15 protein-coding genes are annotated in these 24,471 nt (G+C 65.4%); 12 read left to right on the forward strand and 3 right to left on the reverse strand.

Annotation, left to right across the window (positions count from 1 at the left end; translation table 11 throughout):
* Nucleotides 1-59: 59 nt before the first annotated feature.
* Entirely contained in the window at nucleotides 60-2,204 is a 2,145-nt protein-coding gene (locus B2246_RS13255; protein ID WP_411860097.1) for a TonB-dependent receptor family protein, read from the reverse strand.
* A 317-nt stretch (nucleotides 2,205-2,521) separates the two neighbouring features.
* Between B2246_RS13255 and B2246_RS13260 the strand changes: the two genes are divergently transcribed.
* The 3 genes from B2246_RS13260 (at nucleotide 2,522) to B2246_RS13270 (ending at nucleotide 5,755) form a co-directional block, all read left to right on the forward strand.
* Nucleotides 2,522-3,781 (forward strand): MFS transporter, encoded by a 1,260-nt coding sequence (locus tag B2246_RS13260; protein ID WP_286882428.1) that lies wholly within the window; start codon nucleotides 2,522-2,524, stop codon nucleotides 3,779-3,781.
* A gap of 71 nt (nucleotides 3,782-3,852) precedes the next feature.
* Nucleotides 3,853-4,770 (forward strand): helix-turn-helix domain-containing protein, encoded by a 918-nt coding sequence (locus B2246_RS13265; protein ID WP_286882427.1) that lies wholly within the window; start codon nucleotides 3,853-3,855, stop codon nucleotides 4,768-4,770.
* Between the two features lie 130 nt (nucleotides 4,771-4,900).
* Nucleotides 4,901-5,755 (forward strand): mechanosensitive ion channel family protein, encoded by an 855-nt coding sequence (locus B2246_RS13270; RefSeq protein WP_286882426.1) that lies wholly within the window; start codon nucleotides 4,901-4,903, stop codon nucleotides 5,753-5,755.
* 111 nt (nucleotides 5,756-5,866) lie between these two features.
* Here B2246_RS13270 and edd read toward each other — a convergent pair whose 3' ends face one another.
* Complete coding sequence (gene edd / locus B2246_RS13275; protein ID WP_008646344.1) at nucleotides 5,867-7,693, reverse strand: phosphogluconate dehydratase; 1,827 nt, start codon at nucleotides 7,691-7,693, stop codon at nucleotides 5,867-5,869.
* Between the two features lie 320 nt (nucleotides 7,694-8,013).
* Here edd and zwf point away from each other — a divergent pair, with 320 nt between their 5' ends.
* The 5 genes from zwf (at nucleotide 8,014) to B2246_RS13300 (ending at nucleotide 13,305) form a co-directional block, all read left to right on the forward strand.
* A complete protein-coding gene (zwf, locus tag B2246_RS13280; protein WP_024570298.1) occupies nucleotides 8,014-9,462 on the forward strand; it encodes a glucose-6-phosphate dehydrogenase in 1,449 nt (482 codons plus the stop codon).
* 81 nt (nucleotides 9,463-9,543) lie between these two features.
* Entirely contained in the window at nucleotides 9,544-10,224 is a 681-nt protein-coding gene (pgl, locus tag B2246_RS13285) for a 6-phosphogluconolactonase (protein ID WP_286882425.1), read from the forward strand.
* 4 nt (nucleotides 10,225-10,228) lie between these two features.
* Nucleotides 10,229-11,239, forward strand: coding sequence for a glucokinase (locus B2246_RS13290; protein ID WP_286882424.1), 1,011 nt, complete (start codon nucleotides 10,229-10,231; stop codon nucleotides 11,237-11,239).
* Between the two features lie 6 nt (nucleotides 11,240-11,245).
* The gene (locus B2246_RS13295) at nucleotides 11,246-11,974 is read left to right on the forward strand and encodes a response regulator transcription factor (RefSeq protein WP_008646337.1); all 729 of its coding nucleotides are present in this window, start codon (nucleotides 11,246-11,248) and stop codon (nucleotides 11,972-11,974) included.
* Nucleotides 11,974-13,305: an ATP-binding protein gene (locus B2246_RS13300; protein WP_008646336.1), complete on the forward strand. Its 1,332-nt coding sequence runs from the start codon at nucleotides 11,974-11,976 to the stop codon at nucleotides 13,303-13,305. Before B2246_RS13295 ends, B2246_RS13300 begins: the two co-directional genes overlap by 1 nt.
* 13 nt (nucleotides 13,306-13,318) lie before the next feature.
* Here B2246_RS13300 and B2246_RS13305 read toward each other — a convergent pair whose 3' ends face one another.
* The gene (locus tag B2246_RS13305) at nucleotides 13,319-14,254 is read right to left on the reverse strand and encodes a 2-hydroxyacid dehydrogenase (protein WP_008646334.1); all 936 of its coding nucleotides are present in this window, start codon (nucleotides 14,252-14,254) and stop codon (nucleotides 13,319-13,321) included.
* Nucleotides 14,255-14,480: 226 nt separating this feature from the next.
* On the opposite strand from B2246_RS13305, the gene B2246_RS13310 reads away from it, so the two are divergent.
* From B2246_RS13310 to B2246_RS13325, 4 genes are all read left to right on the forward strand, one after another.
* Nucleotides 14,481-16,241 carry an OPT/YSL family transporter gene (locus B2246_RS13310; RefSeq protein ID WP_286882422.1) on the forward strand — a complete coding sequence of 587 codons (1,761 nt, stop codon included), beginning with the start codon at nucleotides 14,481-14,483 and terminating at the stop codon, nucleotides 16,239-16,241.
* A 52-nt stretch (nucleotides 16,242-16,293) separates the two neighbouring features.
* Nucleotides 16,294-16,488 (forward strand): hypothetical protein, encoded by a 195-nt coding sequence (locus tag B2246_RS13315; RefSeq protein WP_286882421.1) that lies wholly within the window; start codon nucleotides 16,294-16,296, stop codon nucleotides 16,486-16,488.
* Between the two features lie 295 nt (nucleotides 16,489-16,783).
* Nucleotides 16,784-19,516 (forward strand): type VI secretion system Vgr family protein, encoded by a 2,733-nt coding sequence (locus B2246_RS13320; protein WP_286882420.1) that lies wholly within the window; start codon nucleotides 16,784-16,786, stop codon nucleotides 19,514-19,516.
* Nucleotides 19,517-19,567: 51 nt separating this feature from the next.
* A complete protein-coding gene (locus B2246_RS13325; RefSeq protein WP_286882419.1) occupies nucleotides 19,568-24,460 on the forward strand; it encodes an RHS repeat-associated core domain-containing protein in 4,893 nt (1,630 codons plus the stop codon).
* The last annotated feature ends 11 nt before the right edge of the window (nucleotides 24,461-24,471 follow it).

A 24,471-nucleotide genomic window follows, 5' to 3' on the forward strand; every position in this document is an offset into this window, starting at 1 on the left:
GATAACGGAAACGGCCCGCATCTGCGGGCCGTTTCCGTTGGTGCGTGCGGCGTGACCCGTCAGTACGCCAGCGATGCCTGGATATAGAACGTGCGCGGCATGCCGACGTACATCCCACGGTTGTTATCGGTGGAACGCGTGAAGTAGCGGCGGTCGAACAGGTTCTTGATGCCGACTGCCAGCTTCAGGTTCTGCGCGGCCTTGCCGAAGTCGTAGCCCATGCGCATGTTCAGCAGCGCGTAGCCGGGAATGTCGCCAAGCGAGCCATCCGCCGATTGCTGCGTCTGGTACACGGGGTTGTCGCCGGCCGGGTCGCCTGGCGAGTGTTGCTTCGACTGCGCGTAGCCATCGACGTTGATGGACCACCGGTCACGCGCGTAGCGCATCCCCAGCGTGGCTACGTGGCGCGAGTAGAAGGGCAGGTCGCGGCCCGCGAACGCGCCTTGCTGGTAGGTGGCGTCCGTGAACGTGTACGTGGCGTAGGCGGTCAGGCCGGCCAGCGTTTTCGTCAGCGAACCGAAGTCGAAGCGCAGCCCCGATTCGATACCGCGGTGCTTCGTCGCGCCAAGGTTCGTCCATGCATCCTGCGAGCCGTTCCGGCCGGCACGCAGCTGCAGTTCGTCATCGAAGTTGATGTTGAACAGCGTCAGCTCACCGCCCCAGCCGTGCACGTCATTGAAGTGCGTGCCGATTTCGTAAGTCTTGGCCTTCTCGGGCGTCAGACCGTTAGTGGTGCGGTTGATCTGGAAGTACTGGACGGGCCCGAACGAAACGCCCGCATTGGCGAAGGCGGTCCAGTTGTCGGTGACGTGGTACATCACCGAGACCGACGGCAGCGGCTCGTTCGCCGAGTTGTCGGTTCGCTTGCCGGTCACGTTGTCCGTGATGTTCGAGCGGATGAATTCGTAGCGCAGGCCCGGCGTGATCGTCCACTTGCCCCAGTTGATGGTGTCATCGATGTAGATCGCGTTGGCCGTGGTGCCGCCGTCGCTGGACTGGTACAGGCTGGCAGGCAGGTCGGGCGCGTACACGCTGCCCGGCGTGTAGAGGGCCGTGCGCGTCGCCCGTTCGGAACTGGCCTCGCGCAGATAGCGATAGCCGACGCTGATCTCGTTGCTGACGCTGCCGGTGCGGAACAACTGCGAGTAGCGCGGCTCGATCGCGAACACGTGATAGTTGCGCGGTGATTTGGTCAGCCGCATCTGGCTGCCGTTGGGCTGCTCGAGCGTGCTGCCACGGAAGCTGTCGGTGTAGTACGTCAGGACTTCGAACTTGCGGTTGTTGTCGTTGTGCGCGTACTTGAGCGAGAAGTCCGTGCGGCGGCCCGAGAAATCGTCAAACGGGCGCGTGGACTGGAACGGGTTGGCCGCAAATTGCTCCGGCGTGAGGCCCCCAGGCATGCCTGCGTGCGCTTCGTAGTAGTGGAACGCGGCCGAGAGCTCGTCGGTCTTGGAGATCCGATAGGCGCCCTTGAGCATCAGGTCGTCGATATCGACGTTGTCATTGCTCTCGCGGTAGCCATTGCCATGCACGCCGGAGTAGAGCAGGGCGCCACCGAGGCCGTTGTCGTTGGTGCCGCCGATGAAGGCGGTGGGGTTGGCCTTGGCATTGCCACCGTGGCTGTAGATGTCGGTGGAGACCGACGCGTCTGCCGCGAAAGTCTGCGGGATCGGGCGCGTCACGAAGTTGATGATGCCGCCCACGTTCTGCGGGCCGTATCGTACCGAACCCGCGCCACGCACCACGTCGACTGCCGCGAGGTTGCCCAGCGAGGTAGGAGCCATCGACAGTTGCGGCTGTCCATAGGGCGCCACGGCCAAGGGCACGCCATCCATCAGGATCGTCGAACGTGGGGAGAGCCGCGAGGTCAGCCCGCGCACGCCCACGTTCAGCGAGATATCGCTGCCGCCCGTGCCATTGTTGTCCTGCACCTGCACGCCGGGCACGCGCTTCAGCACGTCGCGCACGTTATTGGCGCCCGTCTCGACAATGGCCTCCCGGTCGACGATGGTCCGTGCGCCGGGATGCTCCAGCACCTTTTCCTCGTTGGGGGCCTCGAGCCAATTGCCCACCACGGTCACGGTGTTGAGCGTGGTCTCTTTGGCCGGGGTGGCGGCCGGTGCGGTCTGGGAGCGGGAGGCGAGAGGAAGGGCGAGCAGGGCGACGCCGGTGGCGCAAAGGGTCAGGCGAAAAGCTGGCAGCACGGTGAACATCCGAGGTAGGCAAATACAAGTGCCTGATGGTGCGCAACACGTCGCGAAAAGCGTGTGCTGCGTCACAAGGCCTCGAAAGTATAAATAGGAATGATTCGCAGCTACATTGTTAACGGTAAATTTTGTCGGACATGTGGCATAAATGCATCAACGTTGATACATGAAAGCGCCAGCACCTCCCGACCGCCTCGTTTAGAATCACCACCTTTGTGTCCAAGTGCACGCATTCGTGCGCTTCCCGCCTCGCAGTACACAAAATGTGCTGCTGAAGCATCTCCGACGCGTTCCTTCGAGCGCCGATACACCCCATGTCCACCGCCCCCGCACAAGCGGCCGACGAGCCGCAAACCGTCTTTCGTGATCCTGCTTTCCGGCATTTCTGGTTCGCCCGGCTTTGCACCACCATCGCCTATCAAATCTTCACTGTCGCCGTCGGCTGGCAGATGTATGACCTGACGCGCGATCCGTTCATGCTCGGCATGGTCGGGCTGGTGCAGTTCCTGCCGTCGATCGTCCTGCTGCTGATGTCGGGTCATGTGGCCGACCGGTTCGATCGCCGCATCGTGGTGCGTACCTGTCAGGTGCTGGAAGCACTGATCGCGGCATCGATGGCCGCGGCGAGTTTCTCGGGCTGGGTCACGAGCGAGCACATCTTCCTGTTCGTTGCCGCGATCGGCGGGTGCCGCGCCTTTGAAACCCCCACGCTCCAGGCATTGCTGCCCAGCGTGGTGACGTCACGCCAGTTGCCACGCGCGGTGGCGTTGTCGAGTTCGGCGGGGCAGACCGCGATCATCATCGGGCCAGCGCTGGGCGGCTTTGCCTACGTAGCGGGGCCCGGTGTGGTCTATTCGATCAGCGCCGCGCTGTTCGCGATTGCCGCGGTTCTGGTCACAACGCTGAAGCTCCGGCAGGCCGCGCAGCGGATGACCGCGCAGGCCAGCCTCAAGACGCTGTTCGCCGGATTTGCCTATATCCGAAGCCATCAGGTGCTGCTGGGCGCGGTGTCGCTGGACCTGTTCGCGGTACTGCTCGGCGGCGCCACGGCGCTGCTGCCGATCTACGCGCGCGACATCCTGCATACCGGTCCGTGGGGTCTTGGCCTGCTGCGCTCGGCGCCCGCGATCGGTGCGTTGACCACCGCGCTCTGGCTGGCCCGCAACCCGCTCAACCGTCGCGTCGGGCGCGTGATGTTCACGGCCGTGGCGATCTTTGGTCTGGCGACGATGGTGTTCGGCGTCTCCAAATGGCTGCCGCTGTCGATGGCGGCGCTCGTGGTGCTCGGTGCGTCAGACATGATCAGCGTTGTGGTGCGCCAGACGCTGGTACAGCTCGACACCCCCGATGACATGCGCGGACGCGTGGGCGCGGTGAATTCGGTGTTCATCGGCGCTTCCAACCAGCTTGGCGAGTTCGAATCCGGGGTGACCGCCGCGCTGCTTGGGCCGGTTGGCGCGGTCCTGCTGGGTGGTGTCGGCACGCTGATCGTGGTGGTGACGTGGATGCGCCTGTTCCCGAATCTCACCGAGCGCGATCGCCTGCACGATCATCATCCGGCCAAGGCAAGCTGAGCGGCATGGCCGCTCGCCGGCAGAAAAGCGTACCCGTTTCTGCGCGCCGGTGATCGCGCTATAGTCGCCCAATGTCCGTCCCCTCCACACCCCTCCATGACAACGCGGTGTTCTCCGCGCTCACGCAGTCGCGTGCGTCGCTGGAGCGCGCCTGCGCGCTGGGTGACGGGTTTGGCCTCGCGCTCTGGCGCAACCGGATGGACGACACCGCGTATGCGCGGCCCGGCCATCACACGATGTCGGTCTATCTCGAGGGCGGCTTCTCGACGTACCGGCGCGACGCACCCGACCGCAAGGGCGCGCCCGACCGCCTGTGCCTGCTGCCTGCCGACCATGAGTCTCGCTGGCACGTCGGCGGCACGCAGCGCTTCATGCATCTCTACTTCCAGCCCGAGCATCTGGCCTGGCACTGCGTGCGTGTGCTGGACATGGAGCCACGCGCGCTGCAGTTGCAGGACCGCTTGTTTGCCGAAGACGATGCGCTGGTGGCGCTGACCCGCCACATGGTTGCGCTCGACTGGGAAGCGCCCGACATGCGCATGGCCGCCAATGCGATGGCGCACGAGGCAGTGACGCGGATGCTGCTGTCGCACGGTACGCGCCAGCCTTCGGTCGACTGGCGCGGCGGTCTTTCCGCCGCCGCGCGTCGGCGTGTGACGGAGTGGGTTCATGCCCATCCGGCCGCCAATCCCACGCTCGGAGACCTGGCCGCGCTGGCGGATCTGTCCGAGTACCACTTCGCCCGCATGTTCCGCATTTCATTCGGAATGCCCGCGCATGTCTGGATCATGCGCGCGCGGCTGTCACGGGCGTGCGGGCTGCTGGGCGACCGGCGGCTCTCGTTGCAACAGGTAGCCGACCAAGCTGGCTTTGCCTCCGCCAGCCATTTCAATAACAGGTTCCGCGCCGCCTATGGGGTGACGCCGGGACAAGCGCGTGCGTCCGGAATGGGCGCACTACCGTCTATTTCGGCCTCTCAGGCATCGTAAGGCGCACATTTAGGCCGTTTCGCTGCACTGCGTCACGCAGAAATGGGTACGCTTTTGCTGAAGACCGATCCGGAACGTCTCGGTCCGACGGGTGTCTACGAGCTTTGCCCTGAAAGGAAGGAGCCGACGGATGGACCTGAAATTCATTGATCCCGCCAAAGTCGAGGCCACCTGGACCTATCTCGCGCAATTCGCGGTTAGCCAGGGGCTGAACCTGCTGGCCGCGCTGGCGATTCTGGTTACCGGGTGGTGGTTGTCCAGCCGCGTCAGCCGGGCGTTGACGCGGGCGCTGCAGCGCACGTACATCGACGACACCCTGAGGCCGATGCTGACCGCGGTGGCGCAATGGATCATCCGGATCCTGACCATCGTGCTGGTGCTGTCGCAGTTTGGCGTGCAGACCGCCAGCATCATCGCGATGCTGGGTGCCGCCGGCCTGGCGATCGGGCTGGCGTTGCAGGGCACGCTGCAGAACATCGCGGCCGGCATCATGCTGGTGCTGCTGCGACCGTTCCGCGTCGGGCAGTACATCGACGCGCAGGGCGTGGCGGGCACGGTGCGCGAAACCGGCCTCTTCATGACCGAGCTGACGACGGCCGATGGCGTGTGCATGCGCGTGCCGAACGGCAAGATCTGGGGCAGCGCCATCACCAACTACAGCGAGAACCCGACGCGCCGCCTGGACATCGAGGCCATCGTCACGTTCGACAGCGACATTCAGGCGGGCCTCGATGCGCTCAAGGCCATGATGACCGAGGAGTCGCGCCTGCTGCCCGAGCCGAAGCCCGAAGTCATGGTGACCCGCTACACCGACCGGGGCATCACGCTGAACGCGCGCTACTGGACGAACAGCGGCGACTTCTGGAGCGTCCAGTATGGCTTCTTCGGCCGGCTGCAACAGCGGCTGGAGGATGCCGGTTGCCGCCTGGCCGTGCCCGTGCAGGAAGTACGCAGGCCAGAAAGCGGCGACGCCGCCCGCGCGTAACCCACACGCACGTAAAACGCGTGCAAGAAGCGCGCGAAAATCGTACGCAGAAACGGGTACGCTTTCGCGGCCGCCATCCCGGCGGCCGCCCCCCCAATTCCCCTAATTCCCTTAATGCTCTTCCGCGAACAGCGAGCACGCGCCGGCTTCGGCCGTGCTCACGTGCGCGCGAAAGCCGCCGAAGAGGTCGCGGCCCACGCCATGCCGATTGCGTGTCAGATCGGGCGTGTCCATGGGGCGGGACGCCCATTCTGCCTCGTCGACCCTGACCGTGAGCACGCCTGCGGGGGCATCCACGCGCACGATATCGCCCGTGCGGACCTTGCCGATCTCTCCGCCCGCATGCGCTTCGGGGCAGACGTGGATGGCAGCCGGTACTTTGCCCGATGCGCCCGACATGCGGCCATCCGTCACCAGCGCCACGTGGAAGCCGCGATCCTGCAGCAATGTCAGTGTCGGCGTGAGCTTGTGCAGCTCGGGCATTCCGCAAGCCGATGGGCCTTGCCACGGGAGCACGGCCACGAAGTCACGCTCCAGCTCGCCACGCTTGAAGGCAGCCAGCAGATCGTCCTGGCGATGGAACACGATGGCGGGTGCTTCCACGACCTGATGCTCGGGTTTGACGGCCGATGTCTTGATAACGCAGCGGCCGAGCTTGCCATCGAGCAGCTTGATACCGCCGTCGGGCGCGAACGGGCTGTCGGCGGTGCGCACGATGGTGTCGTCCAGGGACTTCACCGGGCCGTCAATCCAGCTCAGCTTGCCATCTCGCAGTACCGGCTCGCGCGTGTAATCGGCCAGACCGGTGCCGGCGATCGTATTGACGTCGTCATGGAGCAGCCCCAGCGACAGCAGCCCGCGTATCACCACCGGCAACCCGCCGGCCGCCTGGAACTGGTTCACGTCGGCCTTGCCGTTCGGGTACACACGCGCCAGCAAGGGCACAGCGGCGGACAGTTCGTCGAAATCGTCCCAGGTCAGCAGAATGCCGGCCACGCGGGCCATGGCGATCAGGTGCAGCGTGTGGTTGGTGGACCCACCCGTGGCCAGCAACCCGACGATACCGTTCACAAAGGCGCGTTCGTCCAGGACTTCGGCAATCGGCATGTAGCGCGTGCCGCCGTGAACGAGCCGCAGCGCCTGGCGCGCGGATTCGCGGGTCAGGGCCTCGCGGAGCGGCGTGTTCGGATTGATGAAGGCCGTGCCCGGCAGATGGAGGCCCATGATCTCCATGAGCATCTGGTTCGAATTGGCGGTGCCGTAGAACGTGCAGGTGCCCGGGCCGTGGTACGACCGTGTCTCGGCTTCCAGCAGTTCCTCGCGCCCGATCTTGCCTTCCGCGTAGAGTTGCCGGATGTGCGCCTTTTCCTCATTGCCCATGCCGGTCGTCATCGGGCCACCCGGCACGAACACGGCGGGCAGGTGTCCGAACGACAGCGCGCCCATCACCAGGCCTGGCACGATCTTGTCGCACACGCCGAGGCAGAGCACGCCGTCGAACATCTGGTGCGATAGCGCGACCGCGGTGGCCATCGCGATCACGTCACGCGAGAACAGCGACAGGTCCATGCCGTCCTGGCCCTGCGTGACTCCATCGCACATGGCCGGCGTGCCACCGGCGAACTGCGCGGTACCGCCGGCGTCCAGAGCGGCTTCCTTGATCCACTGCGGAAAGGCGTTCAGCGGCTGGTGTGCGGACAGCATCTCGTTGTAGGCCGACACGATCGCGAGATTCGGCCGCTCCTGCGCCTTGAGCCGGATCTTCGCATCATCGGGCATCGCCGCCACGCCGTGTGCGAGATTGGTGCACGACAGGTTGGCGCGTTCGACCTTCTGGCCCGCCATGGCGCGGGTGCGCTCCAGGTAGGCCTGGCGGGTAGGGGCACTGCGGGCCACGATGCGGGCCGTGACCGCATCCAGTACGGGGTGGCGGGGCATGGAAGTCTCCTGTAGGGCGCTATCAGCGTAGTCGAAATTCATGGGCATCATCGGAATGCCGTCCGGATCGGCGACCTGCCCGTTTGCGAGGGCGTCTGCATGTGGGATTGAAGCGGCTCACGGTTGTTCCGCCACGGTGATCCGGGCCACGCAGAAACGGGTACGCTTTGGGTCCGATGTGCGGCGCGGGTCATGCTCGTGGCCACTTCCCCCTGCCCAAGCGGCGGCGAGTGACGTACCATGGCCGGAACCAATGCGCCGCGCGGCGGACTCAATAGTTGCCGGGGCGCCCCATCCCCCGCAAGGAGCCCAGGGTGAGCTTGCCCGATTTCGACATGGTGCTGTTCGGCGGCACCGGAGACCTGGCGCGGCGCAAGCTGCTGCCAGCCCTTTTCGACGCGCACCGCACGGGGTGTCTCCACCCGTCCTCGCGCATTCTCGCTACCGGAAGTCATCCGCACACCACCGAGCAATACAAGGCGATGCTCGAGGAAAGCGTGCGTCCTGGCCTCGAACATGCGCCACCCGAAGCGTGGACCTCGTTCATGGATCGTATCGGCTACGTGCAGGCCGACGCGCGCCAGCCGGCGCACTTCGACGCGCTGGCCGAGCAGGTGCTGGCCCGAAAGCCCGAAGTGGTCGTGTGCTATCTGGCCACGGCGCCACATATCTTCGTGCCGATCTGCGAGCAACTGGGGCGAACCGGCCTCAATGCGCCCAACGTGCGCGTGGTGCTCGAGAAGCCGCTCGGCCATGATCTCGACTCGTCGGAGGCGATCAACAACGCCGTGTCGCGGTATTTCGGCGAGGAACAGATCTACCGGATCGACCATTACCTGGGCAAGGAATCGGTCCAGAACCTGATGGCGATCCGCTTCGCCAACGCGCTGTTCGAGCCGCTGTGGCGGCGCGAGTGGGTGCAGGACGTGCAGATCACCATCGCCGAGGAACTGGGCGTGGAGACACGCGGTGATTTCTACGATCGTACCGGCGCGCTGCGAGACATGGTGCAGAACCACCTGGTGCAACTGCTGTGCATGGTGGCGATGGAACCGCCGGCCAGCCTGTCCGAAGACGCGATCCGCGACGAGAAGATCAAGATCCTCAAGGCGCTCAAGCCCATCCTGCCGCAGGACGTTGCCGAGAAGACCGTGCGCGGCCAGTATCGCGCCGGCGCCGTCGGCGGCAAGCCCGTGGTCAGCTACGTCGACGAGCAGGGTATCGCCGCCGACAGCACGACCGAGACCTTTGTTGCCATCAAGGCCGAAATCGCCAACTGGCGCTGGGAAGGGGTGCCGTTCTACCTGCGCACGGGCAAGCGGATGCAATCGCGCGTGGCCGAGATCGTGGTCCATTTCCGCGACGTGCCCCATGCGATCTTTCCCAGGCCGCTGACCCTGTCGCCGCAGAACCGGCTCGTGATACGGCTACAGCCCGAAGAGAGCATCCGCTTGTATTTCCTGGTCAAGCAACCGGGCGATACCGTGGAGCTGACGCCGACCTCGCTCGATCTCGACTTCGCCAACTCGTTCAAGATGCGCCGTGCGGGCGCATACGAGCGGCTGTTGCTCGACGTGATCCGCGGCAAGCTTGGCCTGTTCGTGCGACGCGACGAGCAGGTGCAGGCGTGGCGCTGGGTCGAGCCGATTCTGGATACGTGGGACCAGAGCACCGTGCCGCCCAAACCGTACACGGCCGGCACCTGGGGACCGGCGGCATCGTCGGCCCTGATGTCGCGCGACGGCGCGTTGTGGCACGAGGAGGCCTGACGCGCCACAGAAGGATCGGAAACATCGGAAGCATCGGATTCACCACGACACGCGAACCATAAGGAGTAGAAGGAGCAGCCCATGCGCCAATTCGAACATGCGACGTTGATGGACCAGGCTGAATCGCTGGCCATCTCGATCGGTCACGCGCTTGATCTCGCGATCAAGGCCAAAGGCTGGGCCGTGCTGGCCGTGTCGGGCGGCAAGTCGCCACAAGCCATGTTCGAGCGGCTGCGCTACCGCCCCGTTCGCTGGGAAGCCGTGACGGTCACGCTGGTCGACGAGCGCGCGGTGCCGCCCGATGACGCAGACAGCAACGGAGCCATGGTGCGCAGCCACTTGCTGCGCGAAGGCGCGGGCGTGGCGGCCTGGGCGCCGCTGATTCGCGACGAGGCCGAGGCCGCGCACCCGCAAAGCGCGGTGGCGCGCCTGAATCAGGCCTTCCTGCAACCGGATGTGGTGGTGCTGGGCATGGGCGAGGATGGTCACACGGCCTCGCTGTTTCCGGATGCGCCTGAGCTTCAGACCGCCCTGTCCGAACCGACTCCGGGCTACATCGTTACCCATCCGTCCGTCGCGCCCCATGCGCGCATCACGCTGAACCTGGCCGCGTTGCTGGCGGCGGACCGCATGTTCCTGGCGATCAGCGGCGAGAAGAAGGCTGCCGTGCTGGAGCAGGCGCTGAAGACCCCGACGCCCTCGTTGCCGGTCAGTGTCGTGCTGGCACGGCACCGCCACGGCGTCGATGTCTTCCGGGTCTAAGCCCATGACGGATCGTGCGATGTCCTATCCCCGGATTCTGGCCGACGTGGGCGGCACCAACGTGCGCTTTGCCATGGAGACAGCGCCGATGCGGATCGGCGAGATCACCGCATACAAGGTGGCCGAGCACGCCTCGCTCGAAGCCGCGATGCGGCTCTACATGCTGACGCGTAGCGGCGCGGCCCGGCCGCGTCACGCGGCCATCGGCCTGGCCAACCCGGTCACTGGTGACCAGGTCAAGCTGACCAACCACAACTGGGCGTTCTCGGTCGAGGCCATGCGGCGCGCGCTCGACCTCGACACGCTGGTGGCCATCAACGACTTCACCTCGCTGGCGCTGGCGCTGCCGTATCTGCCCGACGCCAGTCTTGTACAGGTACGCGACGGCACGGCGGTGGCCACGGCGCCCCGGGCCTTGATCGGGCCCGGTACCGGCCTTGGCGTATCCGGCCTGATTCCCGCGCCGGGTGGCGCGGTGGCGCTGGCGGGCGAGGGCGGACACATCGAGATCATGCCGGTCACCGACGACGAGTGGATCGCCTGGCGCGCCGCCCACGATCAGTTTGGACGCGTGTCGGCGGAGCGGCTGCTGTCGGGTATGGGTCTCTCGCATATTCATGCTGCGCTGTCCGCAGAAATGGGTACGCCTCTGGAGGTGCCGCTGGCCCCGGCGCAGGTGACGGACGGCGCGATGCGCGCGGGCGACCCGATATGCCGCCGCGCTTTCGACGCGTTCTGCGGGATGCTCGGCTCGGTTGCCGCCGATGTCGCGCTGGTGCTCGGCGCACGTGGTGGCGTCTATATCGGCGGTGGTATCGTTCCACGCTTTGTCGATGCCCTACGGGCGTCGACCTTCGCGGAGCGCTTTGTCGCCAAGGGCCGCATGGGCAGTTTTCTTGCCGATGTGCCGGTGTACGTGATCACGGCCGAGTATCCGGCGCTGCCGGGCCTGGCTCGCGCGCTGGCGGACCGGCTCGAAGCCGACGCGCGCCGCGCCGAGACCTCTCAATCCTGAAAGACGATGCGTGTATTGCTGGTAGAAGATGACGCCATGATCGGCGAAAGCGTGAAGGTGGCGCTGCGCCAGGAGGGTTTTACGGTCGACTGGGTGCGCGATGGCGATGCCGGGCTCGATGCCGCATCGGACCAGCACGGGCCCCGGGCCGACGGTGGCTACGACGTGGTGCTACTAGACCTGGGTTTGCCGCGCCGCCCTGGGCTCGACGTCCTGAAGACGCTACGGGCCCGCAACGTGCGCACGCCGGTGCTGATCCTGACCGCGCGCGACGCGGTGGCCGACCGCGTGGCCGGACTCAACGCTGGCGCCGACGACTACCTGATCAAGCCGTTCGATCTGCAGGAACTGGCGGCCCGTATGCACGCGCTGGTGCGCCGTGCCGAGGGGCGCGCGGAACCGGTGCTCCGCTACGGCGACATCATGCTCAACCCCGCCACCCGCGAAGCCACCCAGGCCGGCGCGTCCGTCCGGCTGTCGGCGCGTGAATTCGCACTGCTGTCGGCGCTGATGGCTCGACCCGGCAAGGTGTGGTCGGTGCCGCAGCTTCAGGAGCGGTTGTATGGCTGGGATGACGAAGTCGGCAGCAATACGGTGGAGGTCTATATCCATGCGCTGCGCCGCAAGTTCGGCGCGGCGCTGATTCGCAATATCCGCGGGGTGGGCTATGTGATCCCCGCCGAAAGCGGCGCGGAACAAGACACCAAGGGCGGTCCCGAGGGAGCCATGCATTGATGCGCTCGATTCAACGTACGCTGCTTTGGTGGCTTGCGGCGGGGCTTGCCGTGGGGATCGCCGTGGCCACCGCGCTGATCTATGGGCAGGCGCGGCAGGAAGCCAACGCGCTGTTCGACTACCAGATGAAGCAATTGGCGGCCGCGTTGCCGAGCCAGTTTTCCGCGCCGGTGGCGCCGCCGTTCGATTCCGGCAGCCCGACGGGCGCCGACCTGCTGCACGCCGACGAGGACGTCGTGATTCACATCTGGGATGGCTCGGGACGCAGCCTTTATCTGTCGCACTCGCATCCGGCATTGCCGCCGCAGGCGGAGCTGGGTTTCTCGAATGCGCAGACCAACTCTGGCGAGTGGCGCATCTACAGCGTGCAGCTCGGGCCGGCGGTTGTGCAGATCGCCCAGCCGATGAGCGCGCGTCGCACGCTGGCCGCGCATATGGCGCTGCGCACGGTGGCGCCGCTGCTGCTGCTGTTGCCGCTGCTTGGCTGGCTGGTGTGGCTGGCGGTGGGGCGTGGCCTGCGGCCGCTGCGCGAGATTGCCAGCGAGGTGAGCGCGCGCGATGCCAACACGCTCGCGCCTCTGTCCGTGCGCAATATGCCCGAGGAGATCGCGCCGTTATCCGATGCCTTGAATCAGTTGCTGGGGCGGCTGGCGCATGCCATCGACACGCAACGCGCGTTCGTGGCCGATGCCGCTCATGCGTTGCGCACGCCGTTGGCCGCGCTGCAGTTGCAGGCTCAACTCGTCGAACGGGCCGAAAGTGCCGAGGCCAGGCAGGAGGCCGTGGGCCAGCTACGGCAGGGGCTTGAGCGGTTGACCCACCTCGTGGCGCAGTTGCTCACGCTGGCGCGGCAGGAGCCAGGCGCCGTGCCGCCGCCACATGAACCGATCGACCTGCGTGAACTGGCCGTCGGCGTGGTGGCGGATATGTCCCAGGCCGCCATCAATCGCGATATCGACCTCGGTCTGGATGACAAGGCCGGGAGCCAGGCCACCGTGCGTGGCGATGCCGATGCCTTACGCATCCTGCTGACCAATCTGGTCGACAACGCGCTGCAATACATTCCGCGTGGCGGGCGCATCGATGTGCGGGTGAGCGAGGCCGCGGCGGGCGTGGAACTGGCCGTGATCGACAACGGCCCGGGTATTTCCGCCGCCGAGCGCGAGCGCGTGTTCGATCGCTTCTATCGCGTCCCAGATGCGCCCACCGGCGGAAGCGGGCTGGGTCTGGCCATCGTGGCCGAGATCGCGCAGTCGCACGGCGCGCGCGTCTTTCTGGAAGATGCGGCGCCTGGGCTGCGTGTGCGGGTGGTGTTTCCTGTGATCGCCTGATCTGATCGGCTGATCAGAGTACCGGCGCCACCAGCGGCTCGCCGGCGAAATGCCGCCGCGCATTCTCGACGAACTGGCTGACCGAAGCGAAGATTGCTTCGGGCGACCAGCCGGCCACATGCGGCGTCAGCACGACGTTGGGGCAATCGAACAGCTCGACGGGCGGTGCCGGCTCGCTCTCGTAGACATCGAGCCCCGCGCCGCCTAGTTCGCCTGCCCGCAGCGCGGCCGCCAGCGCCACCGTGTCTACCACGCTGCCACGCGCGATATTCACCAGATAGCCCGCCGGGCCCAGCGCGCGCAGCACGGGCGTGCCGACCATATGCCGCGTCTCGGTGCCGCCCGGCGTGGCGATGATCAGGTAGTCGGCCCATTCGGCCAGGGACATCACGCTGTCGAAGTAGCGATGCGGCACGTCCGTGCGCGCGCGGCGGTTGTGATAGCCGATCTCCAGATCGAACCCGAGACCGCGTTGCGCGATCCGTCGGCCGATCGTGCCCAGCCCGACGATGCCCATCCGCTTGCCTGACAAATTCGGGGCCAGCGGCAGCGCATTGCGCCAGATGCCTTCGCGCGTGGCGCGATCGTACGCGGGCACGCGGCGTACCGACGCCAGCAGCAACGCCATCGCATGGTCTGCCACGCAACTGTCATTGGTGCCGGCGCCGTTGCCGACGGCGATGCCGCGCTCGCGGCATTTGGCGGTGTCGATGTTCTCGTAGCCGGCACCCATCGCGCAGACCAGCTCCAGCGCGGGCATCGCGTCGATTTCTTCCGCGGTCAAGCCAATGCTGCCGATGGTCAGCACCGCGCGGAAGGTCTTGCCATGGGTAGCGACCTCGGTAGCGCGTTCGGCAGCAGTCGGCGCATAGCGAACGTCGTAGTGTTCGGCGATGAGGGCGAGGTGGGCAGGTTCGAGATGGTTGAGGATGAGCAGAGCGGGCTTCATGACTTCAGGACGTAACGGCAAGGCGAGGGAGAGACTGTTTCTGGATGTCGGCTTCAGCGGCCGAAGCGCCATTCTATGCCTGATGAGCGATGGCTGCCGGCCCTCGCCCACGCTCGCAGAAACGGGTACGCTTCGGGCATTTGGCGTGCGCAGAAATGGGTACGCTTTGGCGGTCGAGGATGCTGGAAATGTCCGGCATCCTCCCGCAGCCGCTCGCAATCACCCAATGCCCACTACCCTCACCCGAGAATCCCCAACCTGGCTGCCCGCCCCCGATAGCTGGCAGTACCACCTGCTGCTCGGCGCGGCCGGGATGCTGATCCTGGGGCCGCTCGGTGGTATCGCCGCGGCGTACATGAACTTCTCGCTCGGGTTCTTCGTGGGTGGACAGGTATTGGCCGGCATTCTCGGGTCGGCCGTGACGGCGGGCTACGGCGCATCCGGGCGTCACGGCGCGAACTACATCCAGACCGCCGCTGCGTCCGTGGCCGGCATGAGCGGCATGGCCGTCGTGATCCAGGCGATGGGCTGGATGGGCATGGCGCCGCCGCCGATGTGGCAGTTGATCGGCTACATGCTCTGCATCGGCATGTATGGGGTGGGCGTGGGAATGCTTTATACCCCGCTGCTGGTGGACCGGATGCAGCTCACGTTCCCGTCCGGGCTCGCGGTGGCCAACATCCTGCGCGCGCTGACCGATCCCGTGCTGCTGCGGCGCTCGGTTGCCCGTCTGGCGGGCGGCACCGGGCTTGGCGTGCTGGCGAGCATCGGTGCCACACGCGTGGCATGGCTTGGCGCGATCGACCTGTCGGCTTCCACGTTTGGCGCGGGCATGATCGTTGGCGCCCGCATTGGCATCGCGGCGCTGGTCGGCGGGCTTGCAAGCTGGGCGTTGACGCCGTACTTCGTCTCCATCGGCTGGCTGGCGCCGGGTGACCCCTATCGCAAGATCACGTTCCTGATCGCGCTGGGTATGATCATGGGCGCGGCGGCCGTCGATGTGTCGCTGCTCCTGATGCGCGCGGCGCAACGCACGCGTGCCGCTGCCTCGGGCGGCAGGGCGCCGCAGCGCTGGATCGTCGCATGGGTCGCGGTCTGGGGCGCGGCCGTCGTGGCCGCCGGCGTGGCCTGGTTCGGCCAACCAGTCGGCTATCAACTGATGGCCGTGGCGCTGGTGCTGATATTCGCGCTTGTCAACGGCATCTCGGTCGGCATGGTCGACCAGAATCCGATTTCGTCCGCGTTCGTGCTGACGGTGATCCTGATGGCGGCGGTGGGTTTGCGTCAGCCGCATGTCGGTTTGATTGCCGCAACCGTGCTGCTGGTCTCCACCGCGGAGGCGTGTGACATGCAGCAGGACCGTTCCACCGGCTGGCGCCTCGGCACCAATCGCATGATCCAGTTCGGCTATCAGGTCGCCGGCATCGTCGTGGGCGCGATCCTGGCGGTGCTGCTCGCGCGTCTGTTCATGGATGCCTATCCGGTTCTGCGACTGGATCAAACCACGCTGCCCGCCGATGCGCAGCCCGCGCGCTGGACATCGGCCATGACCTACAAGATCGTCGGTGCGCTGCGCAGCATGACCGAAGACAAGCCGTATCTGCGGCTGGCGGTATGGATCGGCCTGGGTATCGGGCTCGTCACCGAAGTCCTGCGCAAGCTGATAAGGGCGTCGGCGCGTTATCGCCGGTTCGCGGAGCAGAGCCGTGTCGGCAAGGGTTGCGATTTCCTTCTGGATGCCGTGTTGCTGCCGTCGCCGTATGCATCGTCCTTCGGCGGCTTCGTCAACTTGCCCGCCGCCGCGTGGATGGCGGCCGGTGGCGTGGTCGCCAGCCTGGTCGACAGTCGCGCGCAATCGTCATCGAAGGATGCGGCGCTGCCCGATGACATGAGCACGACGTCGCTGGTCGGTGGCGGACTGATCGCCGGCGATGCGCTGGCCGCGCTGGGGTTCGGCATCGCCGGCTTGCTGGCAGTCGTGCACTGATACGGCGGACTAGCTAGACCATGGCCACTATCCGCAGTCCCTCGACACCCTAGTGCAACGCGCCTATTTACACAGGATTCCGCTGGACCCAATCACCCATACCGCGGACAACTGGGAAATCGTACCGCCGCCAATCGACCCACAATCACCAACGATGCTGGAAGACCGCGCGATTGCGGGCGTGTTCGATGTCCGCAGCGGAGCGCTCGGTGCAACGCATGAAGGCACCCCGTATCGCGAGCTTTAGGCTCTTATTTCTGCCGAGCGTCTTGGCTTTGGTGTTTGCAGCGGGAAAGGTAGCCACTCCCACAGTGAACAACCTCGTGCGCGGAAGCGATGCGGGGCCAGCGCCGCGTGCCCGCTTCAGTATTTTCTGAATCCAGAATCCAGAGATTTCAAAATCGTAGAAAACCGATATTCACGTCGACCCGACTTCGCCATGATTCGCGCCCAGATCAGGCGATCTGGGCCCTCCCCTCGCCTGTGATTGCCTGATACCGGATGCCGTCATCCCGGCGCGCTCCTGAGACAAGGACATCGACATGGTCGAAGGTTGGAATGACGCAGCGAAGCTGGTAGCAGGTAGGCAAGTCTATTTTCTGGAGGTCCCTGGCGCATCGAGCGCGGCAGAGCTTTCAGTCGTGTCGTTCGAAGCCGTCGAACGGCTGGGAGATCCCTACAGGGTCACCGTCCAGCTGACGCATCCGCTGGGACTGGATCGGGCTGAGTACCTGAACCGGAACGCCACCTTCGTCATCAATGCGGGGGATGACAGCGAACCCCGCAAATTCGCGGGTTGGATTTCCGAGTTCTCGAAGACCCGCCAAACTCGTGACTTCTGTGGCTACGAGATCGTGGTCGAGCCGCTGGTGTCGCGCCTGAAGCTCACGCAGGCCAGCCGCATCTACCAGCAGAAGACTGCCCCGCAGATCATCGAGGCCGTCCTGCGCCGCCACGACCTCAAGGGCCACCAGTTCGCCTTCATTCTGCGGCGCAAGTATCCGCAGCTTGGCTTTCGAATGCAACACCAGCTCTCTGACTGGGACTATATCCGGCTGCTGATGGAGCAGAACGGGATCTACTGCTATTTCGCGCCGGGCAAGTTCGGGGAGAAGATCGTCTTCGGCGACGACATCGACCACTACATCTACCAGCCGCAACGGACCGTGCCGTACCGCGAGACGGCGGGGCTCGAATCCGGGCAGGAGACAGTCTTCTCGCTCAAGACCCATGCGAAGACCATCCCCGAATCGTTCCGGGTGGCGGATTACAACCAGAACAAGGCGTGGGAGCGGCTCACCGGCAACGCCAACGTCGCACGCAAGGAGAATACCTACGGCCAGTCCTATGTCTTCGGCACGCACCACCTGGACTTTGATGAGGCCAAGTGGGAGGCGCTGCTGCGGCATGAGGAGAAGTACGCCGAACAACTGGTCTACGCGGGCGAGAGCAATGTACTCGCGCTGTGCCCGGCGCGTATCCTGCGCATCGACCTGGCGTTGCCCGATGCGCCAAACGGGCAGGTCATCACGGAAGTCGTTCACGCCGGTGCCCGCGACGCCGCTTATCGCAACACCTACAAGGCCATTCCCTCGGACCGGCGCTTCCGGCTGCCGCTAGGCGAAGCCGATTGGCCGCGCATTTCCGGCACGCTAAGCGCAAGAATTACGTCCCCCGGCGACTTCAAGTACGCCTACCTGACTCAGCAGGGTCAGTACATCGTCCGCTTCGATTTCGATTTCGACACCTGGCCCAACGGCGGCGAAAGCGTGCCGCTGTGGTTCGCCAAACCGTTTGCAGGCGCAAACCAGACCGGCTTCCACTTCCCGCTCATCGACGGCACGTACGTAGACGTGGCCTTCCGTGACGGCAACCCCAACAAGCCGTACATCTTAAGCGCGCAACACACCAGCCAGCACCCTGAACTGATCACCAATCAGGACCGGTGGATGTCGCGCAACGTGCTCCGCACGCAGAGCGACAACGAGTTCGAAGCAGAAGATTGGGAAGGTCAGGAGCACGTCAAGATCTCCACCGAGCATTCGGGCAAGAGCCAACTCACACTCGGCCACATCGTCAACGGCAAGCGCGAGAAGCGCGGCGAAGGATTCGAACTGCGCACCGACGCCTGGGGGGCCGTGCGCAGCGGCAAGGGACTGTTCCTGAGCGCCGACAAACAGGCTAGCGCGGGCGGACAGGTCCTTGACATGAGCGCCGCGCTTGAGCAATTGCACGCCGCTCAATCGCGCATGCAAAGTCTGTCCGACGCGGTACGTGAAGCGAAAGCGGTCGTCGCCGACTGCGAGGCGCAGAAGACGATGCTGGAGACCCAGCTCAAGGACTTGCAGCAGGCGGTGCTACTCGGCAGTGCCCCGCAAGGGCTTGCGCTGACCAGCGGCGGGCACATGCAGTTCTCGTCGGCAGGCCACCTTTTCACGACGGCCGGGGGCAATGCCGACGCGGCTGTTGGTGGCAACTACACCGTGGCCGCCAGCGATGCCGTTTCGCTCTTTGCCGGCGCCAAGGGCATGAAATTCTATGCCGGGGCAGGACCCGTCGATGTACAGGCCCAGGGCGATGCGATGAGTCTTACCGCGCTCAAGGGCGTCACGATTGCCAGCACCAGCGACTCTGTCACGCTCGTTGCCGACAAGGCGGTCACGCTGATGTGCGGCGGTGCCTACATCAAGCTGGAACAGGGTCTGGTCACCATCGGCAGCACCAGTGACATCCAGTGCCATGGCCCGCTGCGCATCGGGCCATCGGCCGGACAGCATCAGGCGCTGCCGCAGTTGCCGACGCAGAAACAAACCGGGCTGCAACTCTGGCATGCCTACCCGAACGGTGAGCCAGTCAAGAATGCCAGCTATGTGGTGAAGTTTCCTGACGGCACCACGCGCTACGGCGCCCTGGATGCTAATGGACGCGGCACCCTGGCTAACGTGCCGCGTGGCGGCGGCACAGTCCAGTATTTCGAAGAACCCGGCGACCTGGAGAGCTGGGCCAGGAAATGGCGGGAGCCTCAGCTCAACACCGGCGCGCTGCCAATACCAGCAGGCGCAATCAACAGTTTGCCAAGCCTCACCGGGCCAATCATGGCCGCCGCCAGTCGGGCGCAATCGGTCGCCGGTCCAGCACCGACTGAGACCGCGCTTGGCGCCGCAACCCGCAAGGCTGCGAAGGTCATTGCCACGCTCGACAAGGCTATGGCAGACGCCAGCGCCGGCACGGCACCGACTGCAGGCCTGCCCGCTCAGGCAAAGAGCCTGACGTAACCCGCCCCACACGCTTTCCTGACAACATTTCTCTTCGCCGATCCCGTCACCATGGCCGCCACCGAGACGCCTCATCGTCCCTCCCGTCAGATTCCCCAGGCCGTTCACGACAATGCCCAGGCCAGGCGCGTGGTCATCAGCCCTGTCCCGGCACCTGTCATGGCACCTGTCACGGCGCCAAAGCTAGTCCATGGCGCCATTGGCTCGGTGGCCGATCCCAGCCACGAGCTATTCATTCAGTGCCTGTACATGGTTCCCGTCCTGGGCAATGCCATGTCACTGTGGGATGTGGGCACCGACGTCTACCGGCTGTGCAGACAACCGAGTGCCACCAAGAATCTGTTCGAGTGGGGCATTCTCGTCATCGACGCCATCGGGGTGGTGCCGGCGGCCGGCAATGCGAGCCGCCCTGCGCGCGCCGTGGTCAAGGAGGTGTTGCTCGCCTTTGCCAAGGGGCACAGCACCGCTGTCCTGGTGGATCTGTTCTGGGCCACCGCCGGCGGCGACGTGATCGAGTTCATGGCGCATCTGGACGAACACCTCAAGCGCTGGCAAGCGGACATCATCAAGGGCGTGCAACTGACGACCCGCACGATCCGCACCTTTGTGCAGAACCCCATATCGGCCGCCGAGCAGATGGGCGTGATCCACAAGAACAAGGGCTTCTGGTCGTGGGTGCCGTCCACCGAGGAGGTGGCGTTATACGGCATTGATGAACTGCTCAAGCTGTCCGGCCAGCGCACCGCCATTCTGGCGTGGCTGGACGAGTTCGAACGCCATACCGAGCCAATGATCCGCGCGGCGCTGGGTGACGCGGCCAAGGCCGGCACGTTGCTGTTCATGGCGGCGCAAATCGTGGCGGAAATCAAGGCGCGGCGCGGGCGTGGCAAGACACCCTCGCACACCGCCCAGGCTGCGCCGGGCGAATTGACCGAGCCGCACCGCAAGCCTGGGGAGCACCGTGATACCACCCAGAAACCCGCCAAGCCGAGCAAGACGCCGGCCAGGGACGGCTGCGGCTGCCCGGTAACGGCGAGTCCCAAGCCGGTCAACTACGCCATGGGCGACGAGAACCTGGCGCAAACCGATTTCGTGCTTGATGGCATCGTGCCCATCGTATGGACACGGCGTTACCGCTCCAGCCTCTGCGCCTACGACGACAGCCCGCTGGGCGCGCGCTGGAGCAGCCCCTATCACCTGTCGCTCGCGCCGCAGGACGATGGGTCGTTCCTCTTCTTCGACCCGGACAATCGTCCGGTGCCGCTGCCGGCGGTTGAGGTGGGCGAGTCGGTCGAGGTGCCGGGCGAGCCGTTGACCCTGCATCGACCGGATGGGCGACAGGTGCGGCTCACCTATCCCGATGGCGCCTCGGAGGCCTACACGCTGCACGGCACGTGCTACCGGCTCACCACGCGCAGCCGGCGCGACGGGATGGCGCTGATGCTGTCTTATGACAACCACGGCAACTTGATCGGCATGACCGGCGGGGCCGAGGCCACCATCCGGCTGGACTATGTCGAGGGCCGGGTGTCGGCCATCCACCGGGTGGACCTCAATGGCGATATCCAGCAGACCCTGGCGCGCTATCGCTATGACCGGGCCGGCGACCTCGTGCGGCATGAGAACGTGCTGGGTCATACGCGTAGCTTTGCCTACGTGCAGCACCTGCTCACCCAATACGCCGATTTCAACGGCAACGCGCATCACCTCGAGTGGGCCTGGCCTGGGCGCGCGAACGGCCTGCCGGCACCGGCCGATGCAACATGCGTGCGGACATGGATTGGCAAACACGCGGATGACCCACGCGAGGACACGCGCTTCGAATATCACCGCGAGCATTGGTACACCAAGGTCACCGATGCGGACGGCGGCATCACCTATCAGCGCTACGACTATCACAACCGGATCGTGATGGTCGAGCACCCCGACGGCAGCAGCGAGCGCTTCGAGTGGGATGATCACAACAATGTGGTGGGCATGACCAACGCCGAAGGTCAGGTGCAGCGCTTTGCCTATGACGCGCAGGGCCGCGCGACCGCCGTGACCGATGCACTGGGCAACACGACGCGTATCGAATACGACGCCGCAGGACTGCCCGTCAAGGTCACGGCGCCGACTGGCGAAGTCACGCAGACCGCGTACGACGAACTGGGCCACCCGGTGTCAGTGACCGATCCGGCCGGGCGCATGACCCAATACGCCTGGAGCGGCGCGGGACGGCTGCTCGCGCTCACCGACCCGAAGGGAGGCGTGCAGAGGTTCACCTACGACCACGGCGGACGGCTGACCTGCGTCCAGGACTGTTCGGGCCACGAGACCCGGTATTCGTACGACGCCAACGGCTTTCTGCTGCAACGGATCGACGCCGAAGGCCACAGCACCGGCTACCGACATGACGCCAGCGGGCAGTTGCTGACGCGGACGCTCCCGGACAAGAGCGAAGAGCGTTTTACCTACGACCACGAGGGCAACCTTACCGCCTACACCGACGCGGCAGGCCAGGTGACCGAGTACAGCTATAACGCCAGCCACCAGCCGACCCTGCGGCGCGACGCGGCAGGCCGCGAACTTTGGTACTTCTACGACAAGCAATGGCGGCTGGCACGCCTGCAGAACGAGGCTGGCGAGGCAACACGTTTCACCTACGACGCGGTGGGCCAACTCGTGAAGCAAACCGGTTTCGATGACCGCACGGTGCAGTATGCCTACGACGCCGCAGGCCGCCTGATCGGCACCGTCGAGGGCGAGATGCGCACGGACTACGAGCGCGATCCGCTGGGACGGTTGACCCGCCGTAGCGTACGTGCCGAGGGACTGCGCTCGTCCGTGGACGAGCATTTCCATTACGACGCGCAGGGGCGGCTGGTCACCGCCAGGAGCGGCGTGAGCACCGTGCAATTGCACTACGACGACGCCGGCAACCTGGTGTCAGAGCTGCAGCGCCATGGGAGTGCGGGGAGCGGTTACGTCACGGTCAGCCGTCACGAGTACGACGCGCTGGGCCATCGCACCCGGACCACCCTGCCGAACACGCGCACGGTGGACTGGCTGCGCTACGGCTCTGGCCATCTGCACGGCGTGCAACTCGATGGGCAGGCGCTGCTGGATGTTGAGCGCGACGGCCTGCATCGGGAAGTCGCCCGCCAGCATCGGGGCTGGCGCCAGACGCGCGCCTACGATGTCAACGGGCGGCTGGACAGGATCGCCGTGCACGCGGGAACGGGAGAGGGAAAGGGAAACATCGACGTGCCGGGCGCGTGGATCGCCCAGCGCCAGTTCCTGTACAGCCAGACCGGCCATCTCGCGCGCATCCAGGACCATGCGCGCGGCGTGACCGACTACACCTACGATCCGGTCGGGCGTCTGCTCAAGGCCGTGTCGCCGGACCTGACCGAGGTGTTCGCCTTCGATCCGGCGGGCAATCCGGTGGACCCGGACAAGGTAGCCCCACGCCCGGAGGTGGAGAGCAAGCCGGACAAGGTGCTGCGCCACGCGCGCGAGGCCGCCGAGGATGCGGCGTGGCTGCGCGAGCATCCGGACGAGAAGTATGCGCCGCTGCGCTGGGATGAGCGGTCCTCGCGGGACAGGGAGAAGCTGAAAGCCTGGGAGGCGTCGCTGCCGCGCTGCGTGGGCAACGTGCTGCGCGAACTCTCGCGCACGCGCTACGCGCACGATACGTATGGCAATCTCGTGCGGCGCACCGAGCCCAACGGGGTGACGTGGGTGTACCAGTACGACGCCGCCAACCGGCTGGAGCGGGCCGACCGCTACGCCACGCCACCGCCGGCTGAAGCACTGAAGCGCATCGAGCGCACCCCGGATGGCGTGCTGCACGCCTTCCCGGCCCGGGTCGAACCCGACATGCAGGTGCGCTTCCTGTACGACGCGTTCGGGCGACGCACGCTCAAGGCGGTCGAGCAGGCCGGCCACCTTGAGCGCACCTTCTTTACGTGGGACGGAGACGTGCTGCTGATGGAGGAACGCTTCCTCCAGGCAAAGCCGCAGACATTCATCCCGCACGAATACCAGCCCATCCCGGTCATCCGGGAGCATCCCGAGGATGCGTACTCGGTGCCGGTGGCGCAGCGCCAGCACACGCTGGCGCAATCCCACCAGTGGCAAGGAGCTTCGATGTACCTGCACGAGCCGGGCAGCTTTGTGCCGCTGGCGCGGCTGGACGAGACGCTGGTGGAGCCTGCGTTCATGGCCACGGGCACCGATGGCGGGTATGTGCAGGTGCCGGCCAGGAGCCGGCACGCGACGCTCTTCTACCTGAACGACCACCTGGGCACCCCGCAGGAGATGGTCGACGAGTCAGGCAAGGTCGTGTGGCTCGCCCGGTACAAGGCCTGGGGCGGGCTGAAGACCACGCGCAAGTCGACAGACCCGACCGAGACCACCAACGCCATCCGGTTCCCGGGGCAGTACCATGATGCCGAGACGGGGCTGCACTACAACCGGCACCGGTATTACGATCCGGGTAGTGGGCGGTTCACCAGCAAGGACCCGATTGGGCTGGCGGGTGGGATTAATGTCTATCAGTACGCGCCCAATCCAACGGGGTGGGTTGATCCGCTAGGGCTGCGATGCGATAGCCCCGCAGATAAACTCGCACGTAAATTGCGAGCACTTCAAAAAGCACAGGGAAATGCCGCCTCCACGCGAGGATTTCCTGATGGTCGAATCAGATATTACGACGCAGAAGTTCCGGCATTAACGCAGGGACCTACACGGGGACGGTCACATGTAACCGAGTGGAATCCAGCAACAGGGCAGGTTCGATCATGGGAGGAAACATATAACCACGCTGGTGAAGTTAACCGAGTTCATCCTAAGATGAATAATGGCGAGGTGTTGAAATTGCCTCACTATCCACCAACAAAATCCGATATTGAACAATGCAAAGCAACGCCGTCCGGTAGGGTTATAAGAGGCTGCCTCTAAGGAGAACAATC

The sequence above is a fragment of the Cupriavidus sp. UBA2010 genome (genome assembly GCF_002335265.1).
Classification (GTDB): domain Bacteria; phylum Pseudomonadota; class Gammaproteobacteria; order Burkholderiales; family Burkholderiaceae; genus Cupriavidus; species Cupriavidus metallidurans.